The organism is Herbiconiux solani NBRC 106740, from assembly GCF_001571005.1.
In the GTDB taxonomy this organism is placed as follows: domain Bacteria; phylum Actinomycetota; class Actinomycetes; order Actinomycetales; family Microbacteriaceae; genus Herbiconiux; species Herbiconiux solani.
Genome location: NZ_BCST01000006.1, coordinates 265,738 through 285,743, shown reverse-complemented (window position 1 = coordinate 285,743; position 20,006 = coordinate 265,738). Strand labels below are relative to the sequence as shown.

Genomic DNA, 20,006 nt, shown 5'->3' with positions numbered 1-20,006 from the left:
GCGGGGTCAGGCGCGGTGCGCCCGCCGACGGCGGAGGAGGATCGCCCCGCCGCCCAGCCCGAGCAGCACCAGCGCGATCACGATGCCGGGTGCCGCCGCCCAGCCGGTCGACGCGAGGTCGCCGGTATGGGCTGCATCCGCGCCGGTCGAAGTGCCCGGACCGTCACCCGGCGTGCCCGGGTCGACAGGCGTGCCCGGGTCGACAGGCGTGCCCGGGTTCCCGGGAGTGCCCGGCTGGGCCGGGATCCCGGGATCGGCCGGCGTCCCCGGATCGGCCGGGTCGACGACCGGCTGCAGCATCGCGAGATCCAGCGCCTGCGCATAGATCACGCGGTGCGCCGTCAGCTGCATGTCCGGGGTCAGCACCTCGTAGAACGCCCTGGTCCAGATCGGTTCGTCCTCCGGCACGGCGAGCGTGATGTCCACCACCGGCCCGACCTCGGTGACCACCGGGTGCGAGACCGCCTGCGAGTAGAACTGTCCCTGGCGGTAGCTCGTCCCGGTTCCCGCAGTGAACGAGAAGCCACCACTCCAGGCCGGGTAGCGGTTGCTGAAGGTCATCGAGATCGGCTTGCCCGGCTCGGCGGCCGACGGCACGTCGCGGAACGTCGCCCAATAGTCCTGGGTGATGTGCGGCTCCGCGGCACAGCGCGCCGGCCCGGTGTTGAGGTAGCCCGCGATGACCTTCCCGTCGGGACGGATCAGCTCGACCGAGGTGACCGCCGTCATGTCGAAGGTCGTGTGGATGTCCCTCTCGTTGGTCGGCACCGTTGCGAACACGACCGGACCGCTGCAGAGCTTGTAGCGGAGCGAGAATTCGATGCTGTCCTCGGAGGGGTTGAGGTAGACGAGATCCGCGAGGTTCGGATCGCTCGGATTCTGCGTGATCGAGACCTCGCTCGGGGCGTACGCCAGGATCGTGAACGAGTGCTGCACGTGCTGGCTCAGCGAGCCGTCAGCGCCCACCGCCCACGCATCCGCTGTCCAGACGCCTGGCGAGACCGCCACCCGCGACGACATCACGGAGTCCATCGAGAAGGTCGGGTCGACGTCGACGGGAAGCAGCTCGTCGAGCACCGTTCCCGTCGAACCCGTGACCGTCACCTTCAGCGTCCCGGTGCCGGCGACCAGGGTCTCGATCGCCACGGTGGCGGCTCCGTCCGAGTCGTACTGCGGGTTGTCGAGCTGGTAGAAGACGAGCATCGGGGCGATGGTCAGCGTGGCCCTCGCGGTGAGCCCTCGGGTCACGAGGGTCACCAGGTGGTCGCCCAGGGCGATGTCGGCCGGCAGCAGGAACGCCCGGTCGGCGGTGCCGTCGGCCGAACCGAGGCCGATTGCCACCACCTGGCCGTCGAGCGCGATCTGGTAGGGATCGCCCGGCACGATGCCGCTCGCCTGGAACCCCACGTCGGTGCCCGGCCGGGTGGTCGCGCGGTCGATCAGGATGGACGGATCGGCCGGCGCGGGTGCCGCGGGGGCACCCGGCGTCGTCACGGTCACGTTCGTGCTGGACCCGGTCTGGCCGAACCCGATCCGGCCGAGATAACTCGCCCCCGGCTCGAGACCGGTCCACGACACCTGCTCGGTGGCCGGCTGACCGAGGGTCGTCTCGAGCGTCTCCGGGTTCAGGGTGAGCGCGCCCGCGGTCGTCGACGAGCCGAGCAGGTAGCTGGTCAGCGAATAGCCCAGGTCGCCCGTTCCCGAGTAGAAGTCCACGTCGAGAACGTAGGTTCCTGCATCCATCGCCGGCACGTCGAGCTTCTCGCCGGAGTTCGGAGTGGCGCTCGAGTACAGCGGCAGGCCCGCTTGATAGTCGTAGCGCGACAGGTACAGATCGAGGTCGGCGGTCGGGTCGGCGCTGGTCAGCACGAACCGCGACAGCGTCGTGCCCTCGGGCACTGTCACGAGGTACCGATCGTGCGCGCCGCCGGCGTGACCGGTGCCGCGGACCGTGTGCCCCTCGGCCAGCCCCGCCTTGGTCAACGGGATCTCGCCCGTGGTGCCCACGCCGACCGGGATGGCGACCGAGCCGTCCGTGCCCTCTCCGGCGATCTCGCGCGGAACCGAGAGCGTGATCGGCCGCACCGCGAGCGGCGTGGTGACCGTCTGCCCGCTCGCGTCGTCCGACCAGCGCAGCACGCCGGTGACGAACTCGTCCAGCGGCGCATCCGTGCGGGTGAAGGTGACCGTGTAGTCCTGCGACTCGCCCGCCGCGCCGAAGCTCAGCGTCGAGGGCGAGACGACCACGTCGACACCGGGGATGTCGACGGGCGCCGCCGTGAAGGATCCGGCCCGCGTCGAGGTCACGGTGCGCGTCACGGTCTCGGTGCCGGCGAGGCCGCCCACGCTGATCGAGGCGAGGTTGAGCTCGGAGGGGTCGACTTTCTCGACCCCGAGGTCGAGGCCGGTCACCGCTTCGGCGTAGCCGTACCAGTCGTCCGGCCCGTTCAGGTAGAGCATCCCCGGGTCGAAGTAGCGCGTCGGGTCGATCTGGCCCGCACCCTGGGCGAACGGGTCGGTGACCGCGTCGCCCGAGGCGTCCACGGTGTCGTGGGCCGTCGTCATCATGGCCGACTTGATCTCGTCGGGCGTGGCATCCGGATGCTCGCCCAGATAGAGCGCGGCGAGTCCGGCCACATGCGGCGAGGCCATCGAGGTGCCGGAGAGCAATGCGTACTGGCCCGCCTTGCCCGGCGCGTTCGCGTAGGCGGCCAGGATCGCGACGCCCGGTGCCGCGATGTCCGGCTTCAGCACGTCACCGCCGTCGGCCAGGATCGGACCGCGCGACGAGAAGCCCGCAACCTGCGGGGTCGCCGGCGAGGGCAGCCCTGCGGTGTTGCCGTCCTCCAGCGTCACCGTGGCGCCGGCGGTCTTCGCGTAATCGTGCAGCAGACCGAACGACTCGGCGTCGACGTGCACCGTCGGCACCGAGTGGGTGTCGAGGTCGATCGAGCTGGGGGTGGGGTTCACCATCACGACGCCGATGCCGCCGGCGCGGGCGACCTCGGCCGACTTGGCGACGCGGTCGACGACCCCGCGGTCGCAGAGCACGATCAGGCCGGCGGTCTTCGCGGGGTCGAGGGAGCCGGGGCCGCAGAGCTGCGGATCCTCGGCGCCGGCCGCGGCGACAGCGGCGGCCTCGACGAGACGGCCCTTCACCGGGGCGCCGGCCGGAACGGTGATCGAGCCGCCGAGCACGACGCGTCCGTCGCCGAGGCGCACGGTGGCTTCGTAGGAGGGGATCGTCGTGGCGGCGACCGTGGTGACCCACGGCGCGGCGTTGTCGGCGGTCGACGGAGCAGCGCCGTCGTTGCCCGCGGAGGCGGCGACGAAGACGCCGACGGCCGCGGCGTTCAAGAACGCCTCGTCGGTCGCCGAGATCGTGGTCTGCGCCGCTCCCCCGCCGATCGAGAAGTTGATCACGTCGACTCCGTCGGCCACCGCGGCGTCGATGGCCGCGAGGAGGTCGCCGGTCTGGCAACCGTCGTCCGACTCGGTCGGTCCCGTCCAGCAGGCCTTGTACATCGCGATCTTGGCGCCCGGCACGACGCCCGAGATGGCGCCGAACTCGCGGCCCGCCACCGTCGCATCCACACCGGCGTCGCCGGCTGCGGTGCTGGAGGTGTGCGAACCGTGGCCGCTGCCGTCGCGGGGTGAGAGGTACTCTCCGCGGTCGCGGCCGATCGTGTCGGCCCCGTAGCTGTCGACGAAGTAGCGGGCGGTGACGAGCTTGGTCGAGCAGTCGCCCGCGTCGAAGCCCTCGCCGGTCTCGCAGGCACCGCGGAAGGTGGTGCCGTCGGACTTGTCGAAGACGATCGAGTCGCCGTCGCGGTAGGGCGCATCCCCGGCGGCGGTGCCGAGGGCGTCGCCGGCGAAGGAGGCGTTCTCGGGCGCGATGCCGCTGTCGATCACGCCTACGACGATGCCGTCACCCGCGTGCTCGACGCCGCCGGTCTGCTGCCAGACGCCGTCCGAGCCGGAGAGGCCGAGGAAGTCGGTCGACGAGGTGGCCTGCAGGTGCAGCAGCTCGTCAGGGATGACGGCGGAGACGCGCGGGTCGCGGGCGAGCGAGGTCGCCTGATCGGCGGTCAGGGCGCTCGAGAAGCCGTTGGTCGTGACCGTGTAGGAGGTCGTGATCCGGGCGCCGACGGAGGCGGCGAGCGACTGCTGCTCGGTCTCGAGGTACGAGGTGTAGTCGACCGCCCGGCGCGACTGCAGGTCGAGCTCGTCGCCGGGGGCGGGCTGCGTGGCCGGGAGCTTCGCGAGGCCGCCGCGGTAGCCGGCGACGGCGTCGTCGCGGAGGGTCACGATGTAGCGGCCGTCGGTGTAGTCGGGGGTGGGGGTGGATGCGGAGGCGGTCGCGTTCGCGGATGCGCTCGTCCCCGTCGTCGTTGCGGTCGTCGCGCTCGCGAGCGGGGCGGCGGAGGCGCCTCCGCCCCCGGCGACCGCGGCCGCAGAGGCGAGCAGGGCGACGGCGCCCGCGGCGAGCAGCCGGGACGGGAGCGGGAGGAGCCGGGAGCGCGCGGTCGTGGTGCGACGCGCGGTGCGTTGTGGTGCCGGAGGAAGCGAGTTCACGAGATCCCTTGGTCGATGGTCGGCGTGCAGTCGTCCCATTCTGTGGAACCCCGAACGGGGGGTGTTGGCCGAGATCGGCCAACGGCCGCTACCGGCCAGGCCCGGAAACGTGATCGTTACACGCGGGCAATCTGCCCCTTACAACCAGCCCCGACGGCCGGCTTCGAGACCTGCTTGGAAGCGGGTCGTCGCTTCGAGTTCGAGCATCAGCTCCTGGCTGCGGCGGCGGAGGGTACGCGGCGAGATCTGCAGCTGGCGAGCGATTGCGTCATCCTTCATCCCGACCGCCATCAGGGCGATCAGGGCGCGTTCCTCCGGGGTCGGGATGCGGGTGCGGCCGGCACCCGCGATCGACCCCTCGGGCACGACCGGCGAGAATCGTGCCGGCGCCCCCTCCGTCGTACGGTCATCGCCTGGATGCTGCGGCCGATCCTGCGGGTGGTCCTGCGCGCGAGCCTCGGCCAGCGGCAGCGAGCGGGCCCAGTGGAACTCGAACAGCTGCCGCAGCGCATCGATCAGCGGCGCCGACGAGGTGACGAGCGCCGAGATGCGCCCGGGCTCGAGGGTCAGCGAGACGAGGGCGGCGCGGCCGTCGACGATCGCGAGCTTGACGGGAAGTTCGGGCGCGATGCGGGCCTGCTCGCCCTGCTCGGCGAGTTCGGCGACCTCCTCCCAGGTGGTGCCGTCGTCGAAGCTCTCGATCGTGTAGATCGCGCGCCAGCTGACCCCGCGGTCGAGGGCGGTCGCCTCGACGGGGTCGAGCGAGGCCGAGACGTAGGGAGGCCGGTCGAAGGCGAGGAACTCGGTGCGCGCCTGGTGCTGGAGGCGCGTGTACCAGGCGGCGACCGCATCCGCGTCGGTGAGGATGCTCGTCTGGGTCTGGTCGATGCCCGTCGGCGGCACCCGCTCGAAGATCTCGACCAGGCGGGGCAGGGCGTCGCGCAGGCGCAGCACCTGGTCGCCCATCCGGTCGGCGATGGCGCGGAGCGCGTAGCCCGGGTCGACCGCGGCGTACTCGCGCTCCTCGCCCTCGAGGCGGGAGGCGAGACCCTGCACCCGCAGGTTCTCGAGGATCGCGGAGGCCGCCGGCACCCCGAGCCCGAACTTCTCGGCCGAGTGGGCGGCGCTCCCCCGGCCCTGCGCCAGCAGGTCGAGGTACACCCGTTCGCTCATCGGGTCGAGCCCGGCGCCGTCGAGCAGAAGGGGTTCGTCAGCCACACCCCCAGCGTACGTCGGCCCCCGCCCAGCCCTTCCGTCAGACGTCGAGAACCACGCGCATCCCGCGCTCGACCTCCTCGAGAAGATAGGCGGGCAGGGAGCCCGCTCGGGCGACGAGGACGGCACGATCCACGGTCGCCACCTGGGATACGTTGACGACCGAATCCCGAGGGAGCCCCGACGCGGAACTCGGTACGAAGACGTTGCCCGGGTGCCCGGCGACGCTCGTGTTCGACGTCACGGAGACGACGATGCAGGTGGCGATCGCACTGCGATTGAAGGCGTCGGACTGGATGATCAGAACCGGTCGCCGGCCTCCCGGTTCACTCCCCTGCGGTTCGCCCAGCTGCGACCACCAGATCTCGCCGCGCGCGATCACCACTCGGCGAGTTCGTCGGCATGCCGTCGGGCGTGCGCCGCGAAGTCTTTAGCCTCGCTCTCGGCCGCGTGGCCGGACCGGGCGAGCGCGTCATCGAGCCGCGTCGTCAGGTCGTCCGCCTCCAGCTCGCGCAGGTAGCGCTCTGCGGCGAGGGAGTAGAACTCGGAACGGTTGAGCCCGAGCTCGGCCGCCTTCTTGTCGACGCGGTGGAACGTCGCATCCGGCACCGAGATCGCGGTCTTCATGGGGAGAGTATAACGCGGTATAACGAGAGTCATGAGAAGCCTCCGCCGAGCAGTCCCCGCAAGGCTGCTGATGATTACTCAGCTTATCATGCCGCGACGGACTGGGCGGCGAGTTCTATGAGGAGGACGCCGCCCGCGATGAGGACGACTCCGAGGCCCATGAGCGCCGTGAGCGGCTCCTTGAAGAGGATGCGCGCGGCCACCGCGGTGAGCGCGACCCCGGTGGCGGCCCAGATCCCGTACGCGACCCCCACCTGCATCCCCTCGGCGAGCGCCCCGCTCAGACAGAGGAACGCGGCGACGTAGGCCACGGCGACGACCGGGATCCACTTCTTCTTGCGGAAGCCCTCGGACTGCCGGAGCGCCAGCGTGCCCGACACCTCGAGCAGGATCGCCCCGGCGAGGAAGAGGTAGCTCACGAGGTCTCGCCCTCTCGAGGAGCCGCGGCAGCAGCAGCCGAAGCAGCGGCAGCCGCAGCCGCCGCCTGCGCCCGCTGCGACCCGATCTCGACCAGCAGCACCCCCGCCACCACGATCACGATCCCGAGCCCCATCAGCCAGGTCAGCGGCTCCCCGAAGATCACGAACGCGGCGATCGCGGTAAGCGCGACCCCGCCCGCGCCCCAGATCCCGTACGCGACCCCGATCGGCATCCCGTGCCGCAGCACCACCACGAGCAGCCCGAACGCGGCGAGATACCCGATGACCACCCCGACCACCCACACCGGATGCTCGAGCGAGGCGCGCAGACACAGCGTCGCGGTCACCTCGGTGAGGATCGCCCCCACCAGCGCCGCCCATTTGATCACAGGCGACATCCTCGCAGAATCGACCGTCTCCCCTCTCTCGCCCATCCGGCGGGTCCGGCCCACCCGTGGGGAACTCGGCGGTTCGCAGTACCGTCGGAGCATGACCTTCAACGACAGTTCGAAGCTCGACCCCTCGAAGGTGTCGCGGCGCAAGCGCGGTGCCCTGATCGGGGGCGGCGGCGGCGCGCTCGTGGTCGTCGGCCTGCTGGTGCTGTCGCAGCTGCTCGGGGTCGACCTGACCGGGCTGGCCGGCCAGGCCGGCGGCGGCCAGGGGCAGAGCGTCGAGGAGGAGTCGCTCGACCGCTGCACCACCGGCGCGGCCGCCAACTCCGAGACCGACTGCCTGATGGTCGGTGCCGCGAGCTCGCTCGACACCTACTGGGCCGCCGAGGCGCCCGCGCTCGGGCTCACCTACCGCAGCCCCGCCGACTTCGTGCTCTTCGACCAGTCGACGAGCACCGGATGCGGTCAGGGCTCGGCCGCGACCGGCCCGTTCTACTGCCCGCCGGACGAGACGATCTACGTCGACACCTCGTTCTTCGACGAGCTGCGCACCCGGTTCGGTGCGAGCGGCGGAAGCCTCTCCCAGCTCTACGTGGTCGCGCACGAGTGGGGCCACCACATCCAGCAGCTGGCGGGGCTGAACGAGACGACCGACCGCAGCGGCACGGGCGCCGACTCCGACTCGGTGCGCATCGAGCTGCAGGCCGACTGCTACGCCGGCGCCTGGGCGGGATCCGCGTCGACCGTCAAAGACGAGAACGGCGTCACCTTCCTCGACCCGCTGTCGGGCGAGCAGATCGCGGATGCGCTCAACGCCGCGTCCGTGATCGGCGACGACCGCATCCAGCAGCAGAGCGGCCAGCAGGTGAACCCGGAGACCTGGACCCACGGCTCGAGCGAGCAGCGTCAGCAGTGGTTCCAGACCGGGCTCGAGTCCGGCGCCCAGGCCTGCGACACCTTCGCGGGCTGACCGGCCCGCACCGCCACGGCAGTACGGCAGCGCCGGCCCGCCCCGGCCTCCCGGACACCGCCGAACACGCGCCCGGACAGACGCCGACGGCGACCACCCGTGAGGATGGCCGCCGTCGGTCGTTCACGCGTCAGGACGCCCGGGTCAGTTCGCTCCGTGTGCCCGGCGACGGCGGCGCACCACGAGGAGCGCACCGAGTCCCGCCGCCAGCAGCAGGGCCGCGACCGACGCTCCGAGGAACGCCTGGCTGCCGGTCAGCGCGAGAGGCCCGTTCGAGCTGTTCGCGCCGGTCGAGCCGGAGCCTGAATTGCCCGAACCTGAGCCAGTGCCCGTTCCCGTGCCGTCACCCGCTCCGGGGCCGGTGCCCGTTCCCGGGCCCGTTCCCGTGCCGGGGCCGGTTCCGGTGCCCGGGCCGGTCGACCCGTCGCCCGGCGTGCCACCGTCCGGTGCCGCCGCGACCTGGATGGAGACGGTCGCGCTCTGCTGCACGCCGTCCGCATCCGTCACCGTGACGACCGCGTCGTACTGCCCGGCCTGGGCGTAGGTGTGCCCAGCGCTGACCGAGTACCCGGCCGCAGCCCGAGCACCGGCGCCAGCACCAGCACCACCGGCAGCACCAACACCAGCACCCGCCGCACCCACGACCGCGTCGCTGGCCGCCGTCCCGTCGCCCCACTGCACTGCCGCCGAGAAGTCGGCCGCCTCGGCGCCCGCCCCACCCGTGAAGCCAGCCAGCACGGCGTCGAACGCGACTCCGGCCGTGGCCGTGACACCCGTGGCCGGGGTCACCGTGAGCGGCTCGAACTGCTGCGTGAGCCGCAGGTCGTCGACCCAGCCGCGGAGGTACCCGTTGTCGCCCTTCGTGTCATACGCCCCGCCGGTCGAGAAGTGCAGCACGACCTGGTCGATGATCTTGCCGTCGACCGCGTCGGGGAGCACGACCGAGACGTCGTTCCAGGCATCCGTCGTCAGCGCCTGCGCCTGCTGGATGGGGTCGAGCGTCTTGCCGTTCGAGGTCACCACCCCGCTGTCGCTCAGTCGCGTGCCGTCGGTGAACAGCAGGTCGACCGCCACGTACTGGCTGGCATCCTGCACCAGCCCGGCGATCGCCGTCGCCTCCGCCTGCGGGTAGACCGCGTAGCTGAGGGTGGACCCCGCCTGCGCCCGGATGGCGTCGACGTCCAGCAGCTGCGTGGTCGCACTCGCGTCGGCCTCGGAGGCACGGCCGGAGTACACGATCGACCAGCCACCGGTGTGCGCCTTCTCCTGGTGCGGCTTGGTCTCGGGCCCGCCGATGCCGCAGCAGTACTCGCTCCAGCCCTGGCTGTCGATCACGGTGTTCGGGGTCGGGCGGGCCTGCCCGTCCTCGAAGCTCGTGTCGATCACGGGGGTGCCCTGCTCACGCACGGCGACGTTCAGCGTGCCGTCCGGCAGCGCCTTCCCGTCGGCCGTGAAGTGCACGCGCACTAGCTGGGTCCCGGCGGCCAGGTCGGCCGACGCCCGGAACACGACCGGGAGCACCGCGGTGCCGTCCGCGTCGAACGAGAACGTGCCCGTCGCCGCATCCGGGGTCAGACCCGGGGTCGGCTCGATCGAGTAGCTCGCAGTCGCCGCCGAGTCGCCGAAGCGCTGCGCGCGAAGGGTCACCGGATCGGTCGTGCCGCCTCGCACCGTGTCGGCCGAGGGCGCGACGCTCGCCAGCACCGGCTGCTCGCCGTCGCGGACCGAGGGCGGAGCATCCGCCGCCCCCGTCCCCCACTGCTGGTTCGGCGTGCTGCCGAGCTGGTAGGCCACCGTGGTGTCACCCGAGATGGCGTCGGCGTCGAGGTAGGTCGCGGTCTGCGCCTTCCCGTTCACCGACATCGACTGGATGTACTGGTTGCCGATGCTCGCCTCGGGAGCCGAGATCGTCATGGTCTCGCCGCTCGCGCGGTGGATCACGACGTCGGTGAACAGCGGGGCCGCCACCGTGAGCTCCGAGCGCGACGGGTTCTCCGGGTACAGGCCCATGGCCGAGAAGACCAGCCACGACGACATCTCGCCGAGGTCGTCGTTGCCCGGGATGCCGTCGGGCCCGTTGGGCTCGCCGTCCTTCGTGTCGAGCCAGAGCTGCTGGATCGTGGCGCGCACCGTCTCCTGCGTCTTCCAGGGCTTCCCGGCGTAGTTGTACAGCCAGGGGGCGCCGATCGAGGGCTCGTTGTCGACGTTGGAGTGCAGGTTGGTGTCCCACGATCCGCCGGCCAGCGTCCACTCACCGGGGACGCCGTTGCCGTTCTCGTCACCGATCTCGTGGAAGAAGCCGTCGAGCCGGTCGCTCGCCGCATCCGCCCCGCCCATGGCCTGGAACAGGCCCGCCGGGTCGTGCTGCACCATCCAGGTGTACTGGGCGCTGGTGCCCTCCACGAAGCCGTTGCTGGATGCCGGGTCGAACCCGGTCGTCCACGATCCGTCGGCGTTGCGGCCCTGGATGTAGCCGCCCCCGGGCGTCGAGGCCAGGTTGAACTGGTTCTGCCACGACTGCGAGCGCGTCACGAACTGGTCGTAGTCGGCGCTGTTGCCGAGGTGCTGCGCGAGGCTGGCGAGACCGTAGTCGGCCGCCGCCATCTCGAGCGTCTCGTTCGGGCAGCCCCAGGCGTTGCAGCCCTCGGGGTAGTAGCCGTGCTCGAGGAACTGGTCCAGCGACGGGCGCTGGCCGATGACCGCGATGTTCCAGCCGTCGCGCGACAGGTCGTTCGCCGTCGGCACGGTGGCCGCCGTCTTGAGCGACTGGTAGGCGCTCGCGACGTCGAAGTCGTCGCCGCCGAAGGCCACGATCCCCGCGAGGGCCACGGCCGAGGGGTCGCCGACCATCACGTGCGTGCCGCCGGAGTTGTGCGTCCAGCGGTCCCACTCGCCCCCGTTCTGGTTCGCCTGGTTGAGCAGCGACGCGGCGATGTCGCTGCCGCGCTTGGCGTCCAGCAGCGTGACCAGCTGCACCTGGGAGCGGTAGACGTCCCAGCCCGAGAAGGTCGCGTACTGCGCGTCCTGACCGGCCGGCACCGTGTGGGTCGCGAGGTCGAAGCCGGTGTACTGGCCGTTGACGTCGCTCGTCACGTTCGGGTGCAGCAGCGCGTGGTAGAGCGCGGTGTAGAACGTCGTGCGTTCCGCATCCGTGCCACCCCCGGTCTGGATGCGGTTGAGCTCGGTGTTCCAGTCGGCCTTCGTGGCCGCCTTCACCTGCTCGAGCGTGGTGCCGGCCGGGTTCTCGGCCGCCAGGTTCTGCTCGGCGTTGTCGAGGCTCACGTAGGAGATGCCGACCCGCGCGTTCACGGCGCTGCCGGCCGAGGTGTCGAAGCTGACGTACGCGCCGGACCCCTTGCCCGCCGGCGGGTAGCCGCCGGGGTAGGTGGTGCCGCCCTCGGCGTCGGTGGTCTGCGGGCGCAGCTCGCCGTCCTGCCAGGTGCCGACCGACTGGAAGTCCTTGTCGAACTGCACGGTGAAGTAGACCGTGTAGTAGCTGCGCTGCAGGATGCCGTCGCCGACGAAGCCGCCGCAGAAGTTGCCGCTCGTGACCGAGCCGGAGATGGTGCGGGTGGCGGCGTCGACGTGCACGTCGGCGTCGCTCGAGCCGACGAGCGAGTCCGAGGTGCGGACGAGCATCGAGGCCGGAGCCCCCGCGGGGTAGGTGAAGCGGCCGGAGCCGGTGCGGGTGGTCGCCGCGAGATCGACGTCGACGCCGGAGTCGAGGGCCACGTGGTACGACCCGGGCGAGGCCTCCTCGTTGTCGTGCGAGAAGGTGCTCTGGTACGGGGTGCCCGCCGCGTCGGCGGCCGAGGGCGAGGTCTGGATCGCCCCGCTGACCGGCATGAACGGGATGTCGCCGGAGAGCCCGGCGCAGCCGGCGCCCGAGACGTGGGTCAGCCCGAAACCGCGGATGAAGTCGCGGTCGTGCTCGTACCCGCTCGGTGAGGCGCTGCGGAGCGTCCCGTCGTTGGAGACGGAGCTCTGGTCGGGGCTCCACCCGAGCATGCCGAACGGCGCGACCGCCCCGGGGTAGGTGTTGCCGGCGTTCGAACTGCCGACGAACGGGTCGACGTACCGAGCCGGATCGTCCGTGAGCGGGTTGCCCGCCGCGACGGCGACGCCCGCTCCGCCGGTGACGGCGAGAGCGGCGGTGACCGACGCGACGGTGGCCGCCGCGAGGATCTCCCTGAGGGGCCGGATACGCCGGCTGCGGACTTTCTTCACTTATTCTCCGATCGACATTGAGCAGACAGCGGCCAAGCAAACACTGATGTGTCAACGTTGTCAATGGCAATGCGGCGTGTCGTTAACACAGCCGAAATATCCGCGAAACCACGCAGTGCCCGGACGTCGTTAGCGTGGGGTCTCCTGCACCATCCACGAGCGGTTCGCTCCTGGTTCGCTCCGCGGTGAGCTCCCTTCACCGACGTTCTCCACCCGGCTCCGGCGGGGTGCTCCGTCGCGCCGCGTTCTCCTGCGTTCCGAGCGCCGGCGCACCTGCCGGAGCCCCGTTCCCGACCAGCGAAAGTGGGACGACGTCCTGATGCATGAAAACCCGACCCGCCGCCGGCGGATCCGAGCGGCCGCTCTGGCCGGCGGACTCGCCCTCGGCCTCTCCTTCCTCGGCGCCCAGGCGGCCGTCGCCGCACCGGCACCCGTGCCCGTCGACCTGGATGTGACCCCCGCGGTCACCGTCGGCGCCCCCGTCGACGTCACCATCGGCCTCGCCGGCACCGCCGACGTCTTCGCCTACCAGATCGAGCTCGACTTCGACCCGGCCCTCCTCGCCTACCAGGCCGACACCGAGACCGGTCCGGCCGGCGGCTACCTCTCGGCCGTCACCGGAGACGGAAAGGTGACCCTGCTGCAGACGCGACTCGGCACCTCGCCCGCGCTCTCGGGCGACCTGGCCGCATCCGTGAAGCTGACGACACTCGCCGCCGGCGACGCGACCGTCACCGCCCACGTGACGCTGGTCGACGGATCGGGCGCCGGCACCGTCATCCCCGCGACCCCGGCCGCCGCGATCGACATCGCCGCGGCGCCGACCGTGCCGCCGACGACTCCCCCGACCACGTCGCCCACCGCGACGCCGAGCCCCACGCCCAGTGACGCCCCGACCGCCACCGCGACCCCTGCCGCGGTCGCCTCGTCGGACAGCGGCTCGCTCGCGCTGACCGGCTTCGGCGTCGGCGGTCTCATCGTGTTCGCCGTGGCGGCCCTCGCCGTCGGCCTGGTCGTGGTGCTCCGGCGCCGGGCTGCGAGCGCGCGATGAGCATCCTGCCGCCGGCCCCCGGCCATCCTTCCCGCCCCTCCAGCCCTTCCCGCCCTTCCAGCCCGAGGAACCGATCCGTGAACCCACGACGCGTCCGCACCGCGGCAGCCGCCGCCACGTGCCTCATCTCCACCCTCGCCCTCGGCACGCTCGTCGCGGTCCCGGCCGGCGCGGCCGAGCTGGGCGCCGCACCCGCCGCTGCCTCTACCGCAGCCACCGCCGCCGCCCCCGGCTCGGCGGCTCCCCTGCTGGCGCCGTTCTACACCGAGCTCGACGTCACCGGCGACCGCCAGGTGACGACCGCCGACCTCGACGTCGTCTCGGCGCACCTCGGTGCCACCGCGGCGAGCGCCGACTGGAGCGCGGTCGCCCCCGCCGACGTGGATGCGGACGGCACGATCACGGTCAGCGACCTGGCCGCCGTCTCAAGCCGCATGGTCTACGACGACGGCCCGTTCCAGCTCGTCGAGGCCTCGGCCATCGACATGCAGGCCGCGATGAACGCCGGGGTGATCACCTCGGTCGAGCTGACCCAGGACTACCTCGACCGCATCGCCGCGTACGACAAGACGGTCGTCGACGCCGGCCAGGGCGGCCGGGCGCTGAACTCGATCATCACGACGAACGCCGCCGCCCTCCAGGTCGCCGCGGCGGCCGATGCGACCCGTGCGAGCTCGGGCATGACCAGCCTGCTGCTCGGTGTGCCGATCGCGCTGAAGGACAACTACGACACCACCGACATGCCGACCACCGGTGGCTGCGCCTGCTGGAACGCCAACCAGCCGACGACGGATGCGGCCATGGTCACGGGGCTTCGCGACGCGGGCGCCGTCATCCTCGCCAAGGCGAGCCTGGACGAGTTCGCCTACGGCTTCGTCTCGGAGTACACCTCGTTCCAGGGGGTGGACGCCACCGGCAAGCAGCTGACCTCGCTGGTCGCGAGCCCGTACAACACCACGAAGACCGCGGGCGGTTCGAGCGGTGGAACGGGTGCGGCGATCTCGGCGAACCTCGCCGGGATCGGCTTCGGCACCGACACGGGCGGCTCGATCCGGGTGCCCTCGACGTACAACCAGCTCGTCGGCATCCGGCCCACCGTGGGCCTCACCAGCCGTGACGGGATCATCCCGCTCGCGCTGTCGCAGGACACCGGCGGCCCGATCGCGCGCAGCGTGACCGACGCCGCGGTGGCCCTCGACGCGGTCACCGGGGTCGACCCGGCCGACCCGGCGACCTCGGCGCAGATCGGCAAGGTGCCGGACTCCTACACGGCGGCCCTCGACCCGACGGCCCTCGCGGGCAAGCGGATCGGCTACGTCACCTCGATGGTCAGCACGAACGCCACCACGCTCCGCCTGTTCAACCAGTCGGTCGCGACGCTCGAGGCGCAGGGCGCGACGGTGGTGCCGATCACGGTTTCGACCGCCTCGACCGACCCGTTCAACAAGATCCTCAACGAGGGCAGCGGCTCGACGAACGAGTTCAAGCACGACCTGAACACGTACATCCAGAACCACCTCTCGGCGAACGTCGTGCCGCGCACGCTCGGCGACATCATCGCCTCGGGCAACTTCGTCACCTCGCGCACCTCGATCTACAACCAGCGCAACGCGGTGACCGAGGATGCCTACCAGGCGTGGGCGGGCCCTGCCGGTTCGCACACCACGCAGATCGCCACCGGCAAGGCCTACGTGACGCAGCTGATGGACACCCAGAACCTGGATGCCCTCATCTACCCGTCCGGCACGCCCTACGGCACCTACAGCACCAACATGCGGCTGAGCCCGAACACCGGGATGCCCGCGATCACGGTGCCGATGGGCCAGGCGATCGCGGCCGACAACACGGTCACCGGGGGCGGGGTGAACCTGGAGTTCCTCGGCCGTGACTACGCCGAGAGCACGATCATCGGGCTCGGCTACGCCTTCGAGCAGGCCACGCACGCGCGCACCACGCCCGCGCTGTACGGGCCACTGGGCTGAGCCGGCCGGCTCGGTCAGCCATCGCAGCAGGACGCCCGTCCCGACTCCTCACGGAGCGGGGCGGGCGTTCCGCGTTCCCGACGCTCGTCAGCGACCGACGACGTCCGAGACGACCCCCACGATCAGGGCGACGGCGGCGATTCCCAGGATGACGATCACGACGATCCGTCCGACCGGCAGCGGGCTCCCGGCCGGCCGCCGCAGCACCGAACGCAGCACGGCACCCGCGATCGCGAGCAGCAGCAGGGCGCCGGCGATGCCGAGCGCGAGCAGCACGGTGGCCCCGAGCTCGGGCGTGTGCAGATAGCCGAGCAGCAGCGCGCCGAGGTAGATGATCGCCGCGGTGAGCACGCCCGCCACCACGCGGGTCAGGATGTCGCGCCAGAACTTCTCCTCGCGCAACCAGGTCAGCGGCAGCTCCCAGGCGGACTCCCGGCGCTCCACACCCCTGTCCGCAGCATCCGTAAGCGGCTCGTCCCGTTCCCCCATGGCTCGACCCTAACCGCCCGGCGGCCCGACCGGGCGCCGGGTGCGGAACGCCTGCGCGTTCGCGAGCGCGACCCCGCCGAGCACGATCACGCCGCCGATCACCTGCGCCGCGGTGAACGGCTGGCCGGCCAGCAGGGTCAGCACCGCGGTGAAGACGGTGATCAGGTTGAGGAAGACGCCGGCCCGGGCCGGGGGGATGACGGCGAGCGCCCGGTTCCAGAGCAGGTACGACAGCACCGAGGGGAAGACCACGATGAACGCCAGCGCCCACCAGGTTTCGGGCGCGGAGGGCAGCGCCGGTCCGCCGGTGAGGAGCACGACCGGGGCCAGCACGACGGTCGCGATCACGGCCTGCACGGCGGTGGAGGTGATCGCGGGCAGCCGCGGCGCGCGCCGGCCGAGCACGGTGTAGGCGGTCCAGGCCAGGATCGCGCCCACCATGAAGACGTCGCCGATCCCGAAGCCGCCGCCCAGCAGCGTCTCCAGGCTGCCGCGGCTGAGGATGATGAGCACCCCGACCAGCGCCAGCACGATTCCCACGACCGCCGAGACGCGAAGCCGCTCGTGCAGGAACAGCACGGCCGCGATGCTGATCAGCGCCGGGTTGAAGGCGTTGATCAGCGACGCGTTGAACGGATCGGTGAACTGCAGCGCCGTGTAGAGCAGCAGGGTGTACCCGAGGAGCCCCGTGGCGGTGAGGGCGAGCAGCCACGGCCAGGCCCGGAGCACCTCGCGCCAGCGCGGGCGCTCGACCAGCTGGGCGACCGCGACGAGCGGCAGGGCGGCGAAGGCCCAGCGCAGGAAGACGAGGCTGATCGGGTCGAGCGCCGCCACCGCGGCCGCGCCGACGACGTAGTTGCCGGCCCAGAACAGGGTGGCCGCGAGAAGCGACACGGTCGCGATCACGACCGGACCGCGACCGGGGGCGCGGGGGCCGGCATCCGTCATGCCCTCAGTCTGGCATCGGGCCGGAGCCCTCCGGCACGCCGGGTCAGGGCAGGCCCGGCCTCAGGGCGCGCCCGGCGTCAGGGCAGGATCGAGTCGACGTACCCGCCGTCGACCCGCAGCGCGCCGCCCGTGGTCGCCGAGGCCAGCGGCGAGGCGAGGTAGACCACCATGTTGGCGATCTCCTCCGGCTCGATCAGGCGCTGCAGGAGCGACTGCGGGCGGTGCAGCCGCATGAACTCGCGCTGCGCCTCCTCCCAGGGGAGGGACGTGTCGACCAGCTCGTAGACGAAGTCCTCGACCCCGCCGGTGTGGGTGGGCCCGGCGATGACCGAGTTCACGGTCACGCCCGTTCCCGCGGCCGCCTTGGCGAAGCCCCGCGAGACCGCGAGCAGGGCGGTCTTCGAGACCCCGTAGTGGATCATCTCGGCCGGGATCACGACGGCCGAGTCGCTCGCGATGTCGATCACGCGTCCCCAGCCGGCCTCGATCATCCCGGGCAGGTAGCTGCGGATGAGCCGGGCCGCGGCGAGCACGTTGGTGTCGAAGTAGCGGCGCCACTCGTCGTCGGTGATCTCGAGCGCCGGGACCGCGCCGAAGATGCCGAGGTTGTTCACGAGCACGTCGACCGCGGGGATCTCGGCGAGCAGCCGGTCGACCCCGGGCTGGGTCGTGACGTCCGCGTCGATGCCCATGACCGAGACCGACGGATGCGCGTCCCGCAGCCCCGAGACCGCGTCGGCCACGCGGTCGGCCGAGCGGCCGTTCACCACCACCGTCGCGCCCGCCTTGGCGAGTCCGTGGGCGATGGCGAGACCGATGCCGGAGGTCGATCCGGTGACCAGCGCCGTCTTTCCGCTGAGGTCGAGCTGCATGGGGATCCTTTCCTCGTGGGTGTCCTTCCCGTCCAGGCTAGGCTCCTGCGCCGTCGGACGCGATGCCAGCGCCGGCTGTCAGTGCCGGTTGCGATGTCAGGGGGCTCGCGTAGCCTCGACGTGATGACGAGAACGCGATCGACCCTGGCCCTGTCCGTGACCGCCGCCCTCGCCGGCAGCCTCCTCCTCAGCTCCTGCGTCGCGATGGGCGGGGCGTCTCCGAGCCCCTCGGCGGATGCCGGGGCCGGCAGCGTGGTCACCACCGCCCCGGCCGACGCGACCACGGTGCTCGCCTCCCCCGATCCCGTGGCCGCCGCGATCGCGGCGAGCTCGGCCCTCTTCGAACGATCGCCGCTCGTGGTCGTCGCCCCGGCGGGTTACGACGCCGCGATCGCCGAGGGAGCCGAGGCGAGCGAGCGCCTGCACGTGCCCCTGCTCCTGAGCCCGGCGGGCGACGCCTCGCCGACCGCTACCCCGTCGGCGGAATCGTCGTCGCCGGAATCCTCCTCCGCGCTGGCCGACGAGCTGGCCCGGCTCGAGGTGCGCACGGTCGTCATCGCCGGCTCCGGCTCCTTCGATCCCGCCGACCCGGACATCCAGGTCGTGCCGCTCGCCGACGAGCCGTCGCTACCCGACTCGGCGCGGCCCGAACCCGCCGAGCCCCTGACCGACACCGTCGCCCTGGCCGAGGGCGCGGCCGAGACGGGAGCGGCGGCAGCCCCGGCGGCCACGGCCCGCGCGGCCGGAGTCGCGGTCACCGCGATCACCGATCCGCCCGAGCGCCTGCTCGACTCCCCCGAGCTCGTCGACGCCCTGCGGGCGAGCGACGCTCCGCACGTGCTCTTCCTCGGCGAGGACTTCGCCCGAGGCGCCGACGGCGCCACCGGCAGCCCTGAGACCGCCGCCGCGTCCGCCGCCGACTGGGCCGTCCGCGTCGCCCGATCGGGCGCCGAGGTGCCCGGCGGCGGCCTCGGCCTCTTCGGCGAGCACCGCTACGTCGCGATCTACGGCACGCCGGATGCCCCGGTCCTCGGCGTGCTCGGCGAGCAGGGCGTCGACGCGACCATCGCGCGTGCCCAGCAGCTCGCATCCTCGTACCAGCCCTACTCCGACCGGCTCGTCGTCCCGACCCTCGAGATCATCGCGACCGTGGCCGCCGGAGATGCGGGCGACGACGGCGACTACTCGAACGAGCGCGACGTCTCGGCGCTCGAGCCCTACGTGCAGGCCGCCGCCGCGGCGGGCGTCGCCGTGGTGCTCGACCTGCAGCCGGGCCGAACCGACTTCCTCACCCAGGCGAAGCTCTACCAGAAGCTGCTCGAGTACCCGGGGGTCGGGCTCGCCCTCGACCCCGAGTGGCGGCTCGCGCCCGACCAGGTGCCGCTCGAGCAGATCGGCACGGTCAGCCGGGCCGAGGTGGAGTCCGTGGCCGACTGGCTCGCCGACCTGGTGGCCGAGAAGGCGCTGCCGCCGAAGATGTTCGTGCTGCACCAGTTCCGCACCTCGATGGTGGGCGACCGGGCGTCGCTGGATCTGTCCCGTCCCGAGCTGGAGTACCTCATCCACGTCGACGGCCAGGGCGCCCAGCCTGACAAGCAGTCGACCTGGAACGCGCTGCACGAGAACGCCCCCGCCGGCATCGCGTGGGGGTGGAAGAACTTCTACGACGAGGACGCCCCGATGCTCACGCCGCAGGAGACGATGACCCAGGTGAACCCGGTGCCGGACTTCATCTCGTACCAGTGAGAACCGGCTCCCCGAAAACTCGTTGACCTGAATCAACGATCGGCATTGCCGCGGCGCACCGCGAAGAGTAGAACTGGGAATCGTGACTGACTTCGCGACCACCACCGCCGATCAGGTGATCACCCGCGCCGTCGAGGTGCAGCGGATCATGCGGTCCGGCACCATCTGGACGGCGGCGGCCATGATCGCCCCCGCGCTCGCCCTCGGGCCCCTCATCGCGTCGGGCTGGCGCCCCTTCGAACTGCCGTTCCCGATCGCGGTCGCGTTCTGGTTCGGTGCCGTGGTCGCGGGCTTCGGGCTCGCCCTGCTGGTCTGGGCCGGCTGCCCCGTGCTGGGCTTCGAACTCGACCAGGCCTACGCGCAGAAGGTGTTCAGCATCCGGGTCGGCATCGTGCTGAACCTCAGCGGCGTCACGGTCGCCGGTCTCGCGGTGCTGCTCTCGCCTGTCACCTGAGCTCCCGGTAGGGTCGATGGGGTGCTGGGTCCCCAGCAT

Annotated in this window: 15 protein-coding genes; 5 read left to right on the top strand and 10 right to left on the bottom strand. The window is 71.8% G+C overall.

Features of this window, described 5'->3' with window-relative positions; translation table 11 throughout:
• Nucleotides 1-6 precede the first annotated feature (6 nt).
• The 6 genes from HSO01S_RS13015 to HSO01S_RS12990 all read right to left on the bottom strand — a co-directional run bounded on the left by HSO01S_RS13015 (nucleotide 7) and on the right by HSO01S_RS12990 (nucleotide 7,225).
• Complete coding sequence (locus tag HSO01S_RS13015) at nucleotides 7-4,575, bottom strand: S8 family serine peptidase (protein ID WP_066042057.1); 4,569 nt, start codon at nucleotides 4,573-4,575, stop codon at nucleotides 7-9.
• A gap of 138 nt (nucleotides 4,576-4,713) precedes the next feature.
• Nucleotides 4,714-5,793, bottom strand: coding sequence for a helix-turn-helix domain-containing protein (locus HSO01S_RS13010; protein WP_066042055.1), 1,080 nt, complete (start codon nucleotides 5,791-5,793; stop codon nucleotides 4,714-4,716).
• Nucleotides 5,794-5,830: 37 nt separating this feature from the next.
• Nucleotides 5,831-6,175, bottom strand: a complete 345-nt coding sequence (locus HSO01S_RS13005) for a type II toxin-antitoxin system PemK/MazF family toxin (RefSeq protein ID WP_066042054.1) — start codon at nucleotides 6,173-6,175, stop codon at nucleotides 5,831-5,833.
• Nucleotides 6,169-6,417, bottom strand: a complete 249-nt coding sequence (locus HSO01S_RS13000) for an antitoxin (RefSeq protein ID WP_157079063.1) — start codon at nucleotides 6,415-6,417, stop codon at nucleotides 6,169-6,171. The genes HSO01S_RS13005 and HSO01S_RS13000 overlap by 7 nt, the downstream gene beginning before the upstream one ends.
• Nucleotides 6,418-6,503: 86 nt before the next feature.
• A complete protein-coding gene (locus tag HSO01S_RS12995) occupies nucleotides 6,504-6,836 on the bottom strand; it encodes a DMT family transporter (protein WP_066042049.1) in 333 nt (110 codons plus the stop codon).
• Nucleotides 6,833-7,225 (bottom strand): DMT family transporter, encoded by a 393-nt coding sequence (locus HSO01S_RS12990; RefSeq protein WP_066042047.1) that lies wholly within the window; start codon nucleotides 7,223-7,225, stop codon nucleotides 6,833-6,835. Before HSO01S_RS12990 ends, HSO01S_RS12995 begins: the two co-directional genes overlap by 4 nt.
• 100 nt (nucleotides 7,226-7,325) lie before the next feature.
• On the opposite strand from HSO01S_RS12990, the gene ypfJ reads away from it, so the two are divergent.
• Nucleotides 7,326-8,198: a KPN_02809 family neutral zinc metallopeptidase gene (ypfJ, locus tag HSO01S_RS12985; protein ID WP_066042045.1), complete on the top strand. Its 873-nt coding sequence runs from the start codon at nucleotides 7,326-7,328 to the stop codon at nucleotides 8,196-8,198.
• Nucleotides 8,199-8,342: 144 nt separating this feature from the next.
• Here ypfJ and HSO01S_RS12980 read toward each other — a convergent pair whose 3' ends face one another.
• Complete coding sequence (locus tag HSO01S_RS12980; protein ID WP_066042043.1) at nucleotides 8,343-12,425, bottom strand: GH92 family glycosyl hydrolase; 4,083 nt, start codon at nucleotides 12,423-12,425, stop codon at nucleotides 8,343-8,345.
• Nucleotides 12,426-12,744: 319 nt separating this feature from the next.
• On the opposite strand from HSO01S_RS12980, the gene HSO01S_RS12975 reads away from it, so the two are divergent.
• Together HSO01S_RS12975 and HSO01S_RS12970 are read left to right on the top strand one after the other, a co-directional pair.
• Entirely contained in the window at nucleotides 12,745-13,476 is a 732-nt protein-coding gene (locus tag HSO01S_RS12975) for a cohesin domain-containing protein (RefSeq protein ID WP_066042040.1), read from the top strand.
• Between the two features lie 77 nt (nucleotides 13,477-13,553).
• Nucleotides 13,554-15,458 carry an amidase family protein gene (locus tag HSO01S_RS12970; RefSeq protein WP_066042038.1) on the top strand — a complete coding sequence of 635 codons (1,905 nt, stop codon included), beginning with the start codon at nucleotides 13,554-13,556 and terminating at the stop codon, nucleotides 15,456-15,458.
• 87 nt (nucleotides 15,459-15,545) lie between these two features.
• Here the strand turns inward: HSO01S_RS12970 and HSO01S_RS12965 are convergent, their stop codons facing one another.
• The 3 genes from HSO01S_RS12965 to HSO01S_RS12955 form a co-directional block, all read right to left on the bottom strand.
• Entirely contained in the window at nucleotides 15,546-15,947 is a 402-nt protein-coding gene (locus HSO01S_RS12965) for a hypothetical protein (RefSeq protein WP_157079062.1), read from the bottom strand.
• 9 nt (nucleotides 15,948-15,956) lie between these two features.
• Complete coding sequence (locus tag HSO01S_RS12960) at nucleotides 15,957-16,895, bottom strand: DMT family transporter (RefSeq protein WP_084361647.1); 939 nt, start codon at nucleotides 16,893-16,895, stop codon at nucleotides 15,957-15,959.
• 77 nt (nucleotides 16,896-16,972) lie between these two features.
• Nucleotides 16,973-17,767: an SDR family NAD(P)-dependent oxidoreductase gene (locus HSO01S_RS12955; RefSeq protein WP_066042034.1), complete on the bottom strand. Its 795-nt coding sequence runs from the start codon at nucleotides 17,765-17,767 to the stop codon at nucleotides 16,973-16,975.
• 123 nt (nucleotides 17,768-17,890) lie between these two features.
• Here HSO01S_RS12955 and HSO01S_RS12950 point away from each other — a divergent pair, with 123 nt between their 5' ends.
• A complete protein-coding gene (locus HSO01S_RS12950) occupies nucleotides 17,891-19,513 on the top strand; it encodes a hypothetical protein (protein ID WP_157079061.1) in 1,623 nt (540 codons plus the stop codon).
• A gap of 82 nt (nucleotides 19,514-19,595) precedes the next feature.
• Nucleotides 19,596-19,967, top strand: coding sequence for a hypothetical protein (locus HSO01S_RS12945; RefSeq protein ID WP_066042030.1), 372 nt, complete (start codon nucleotides 19,596-19,598; stop codon nucleotides 19,965-19,967).
• The last annotated feature ends 39 nt before the right edge of the window (nucleotides 19,968-20,006 follow it).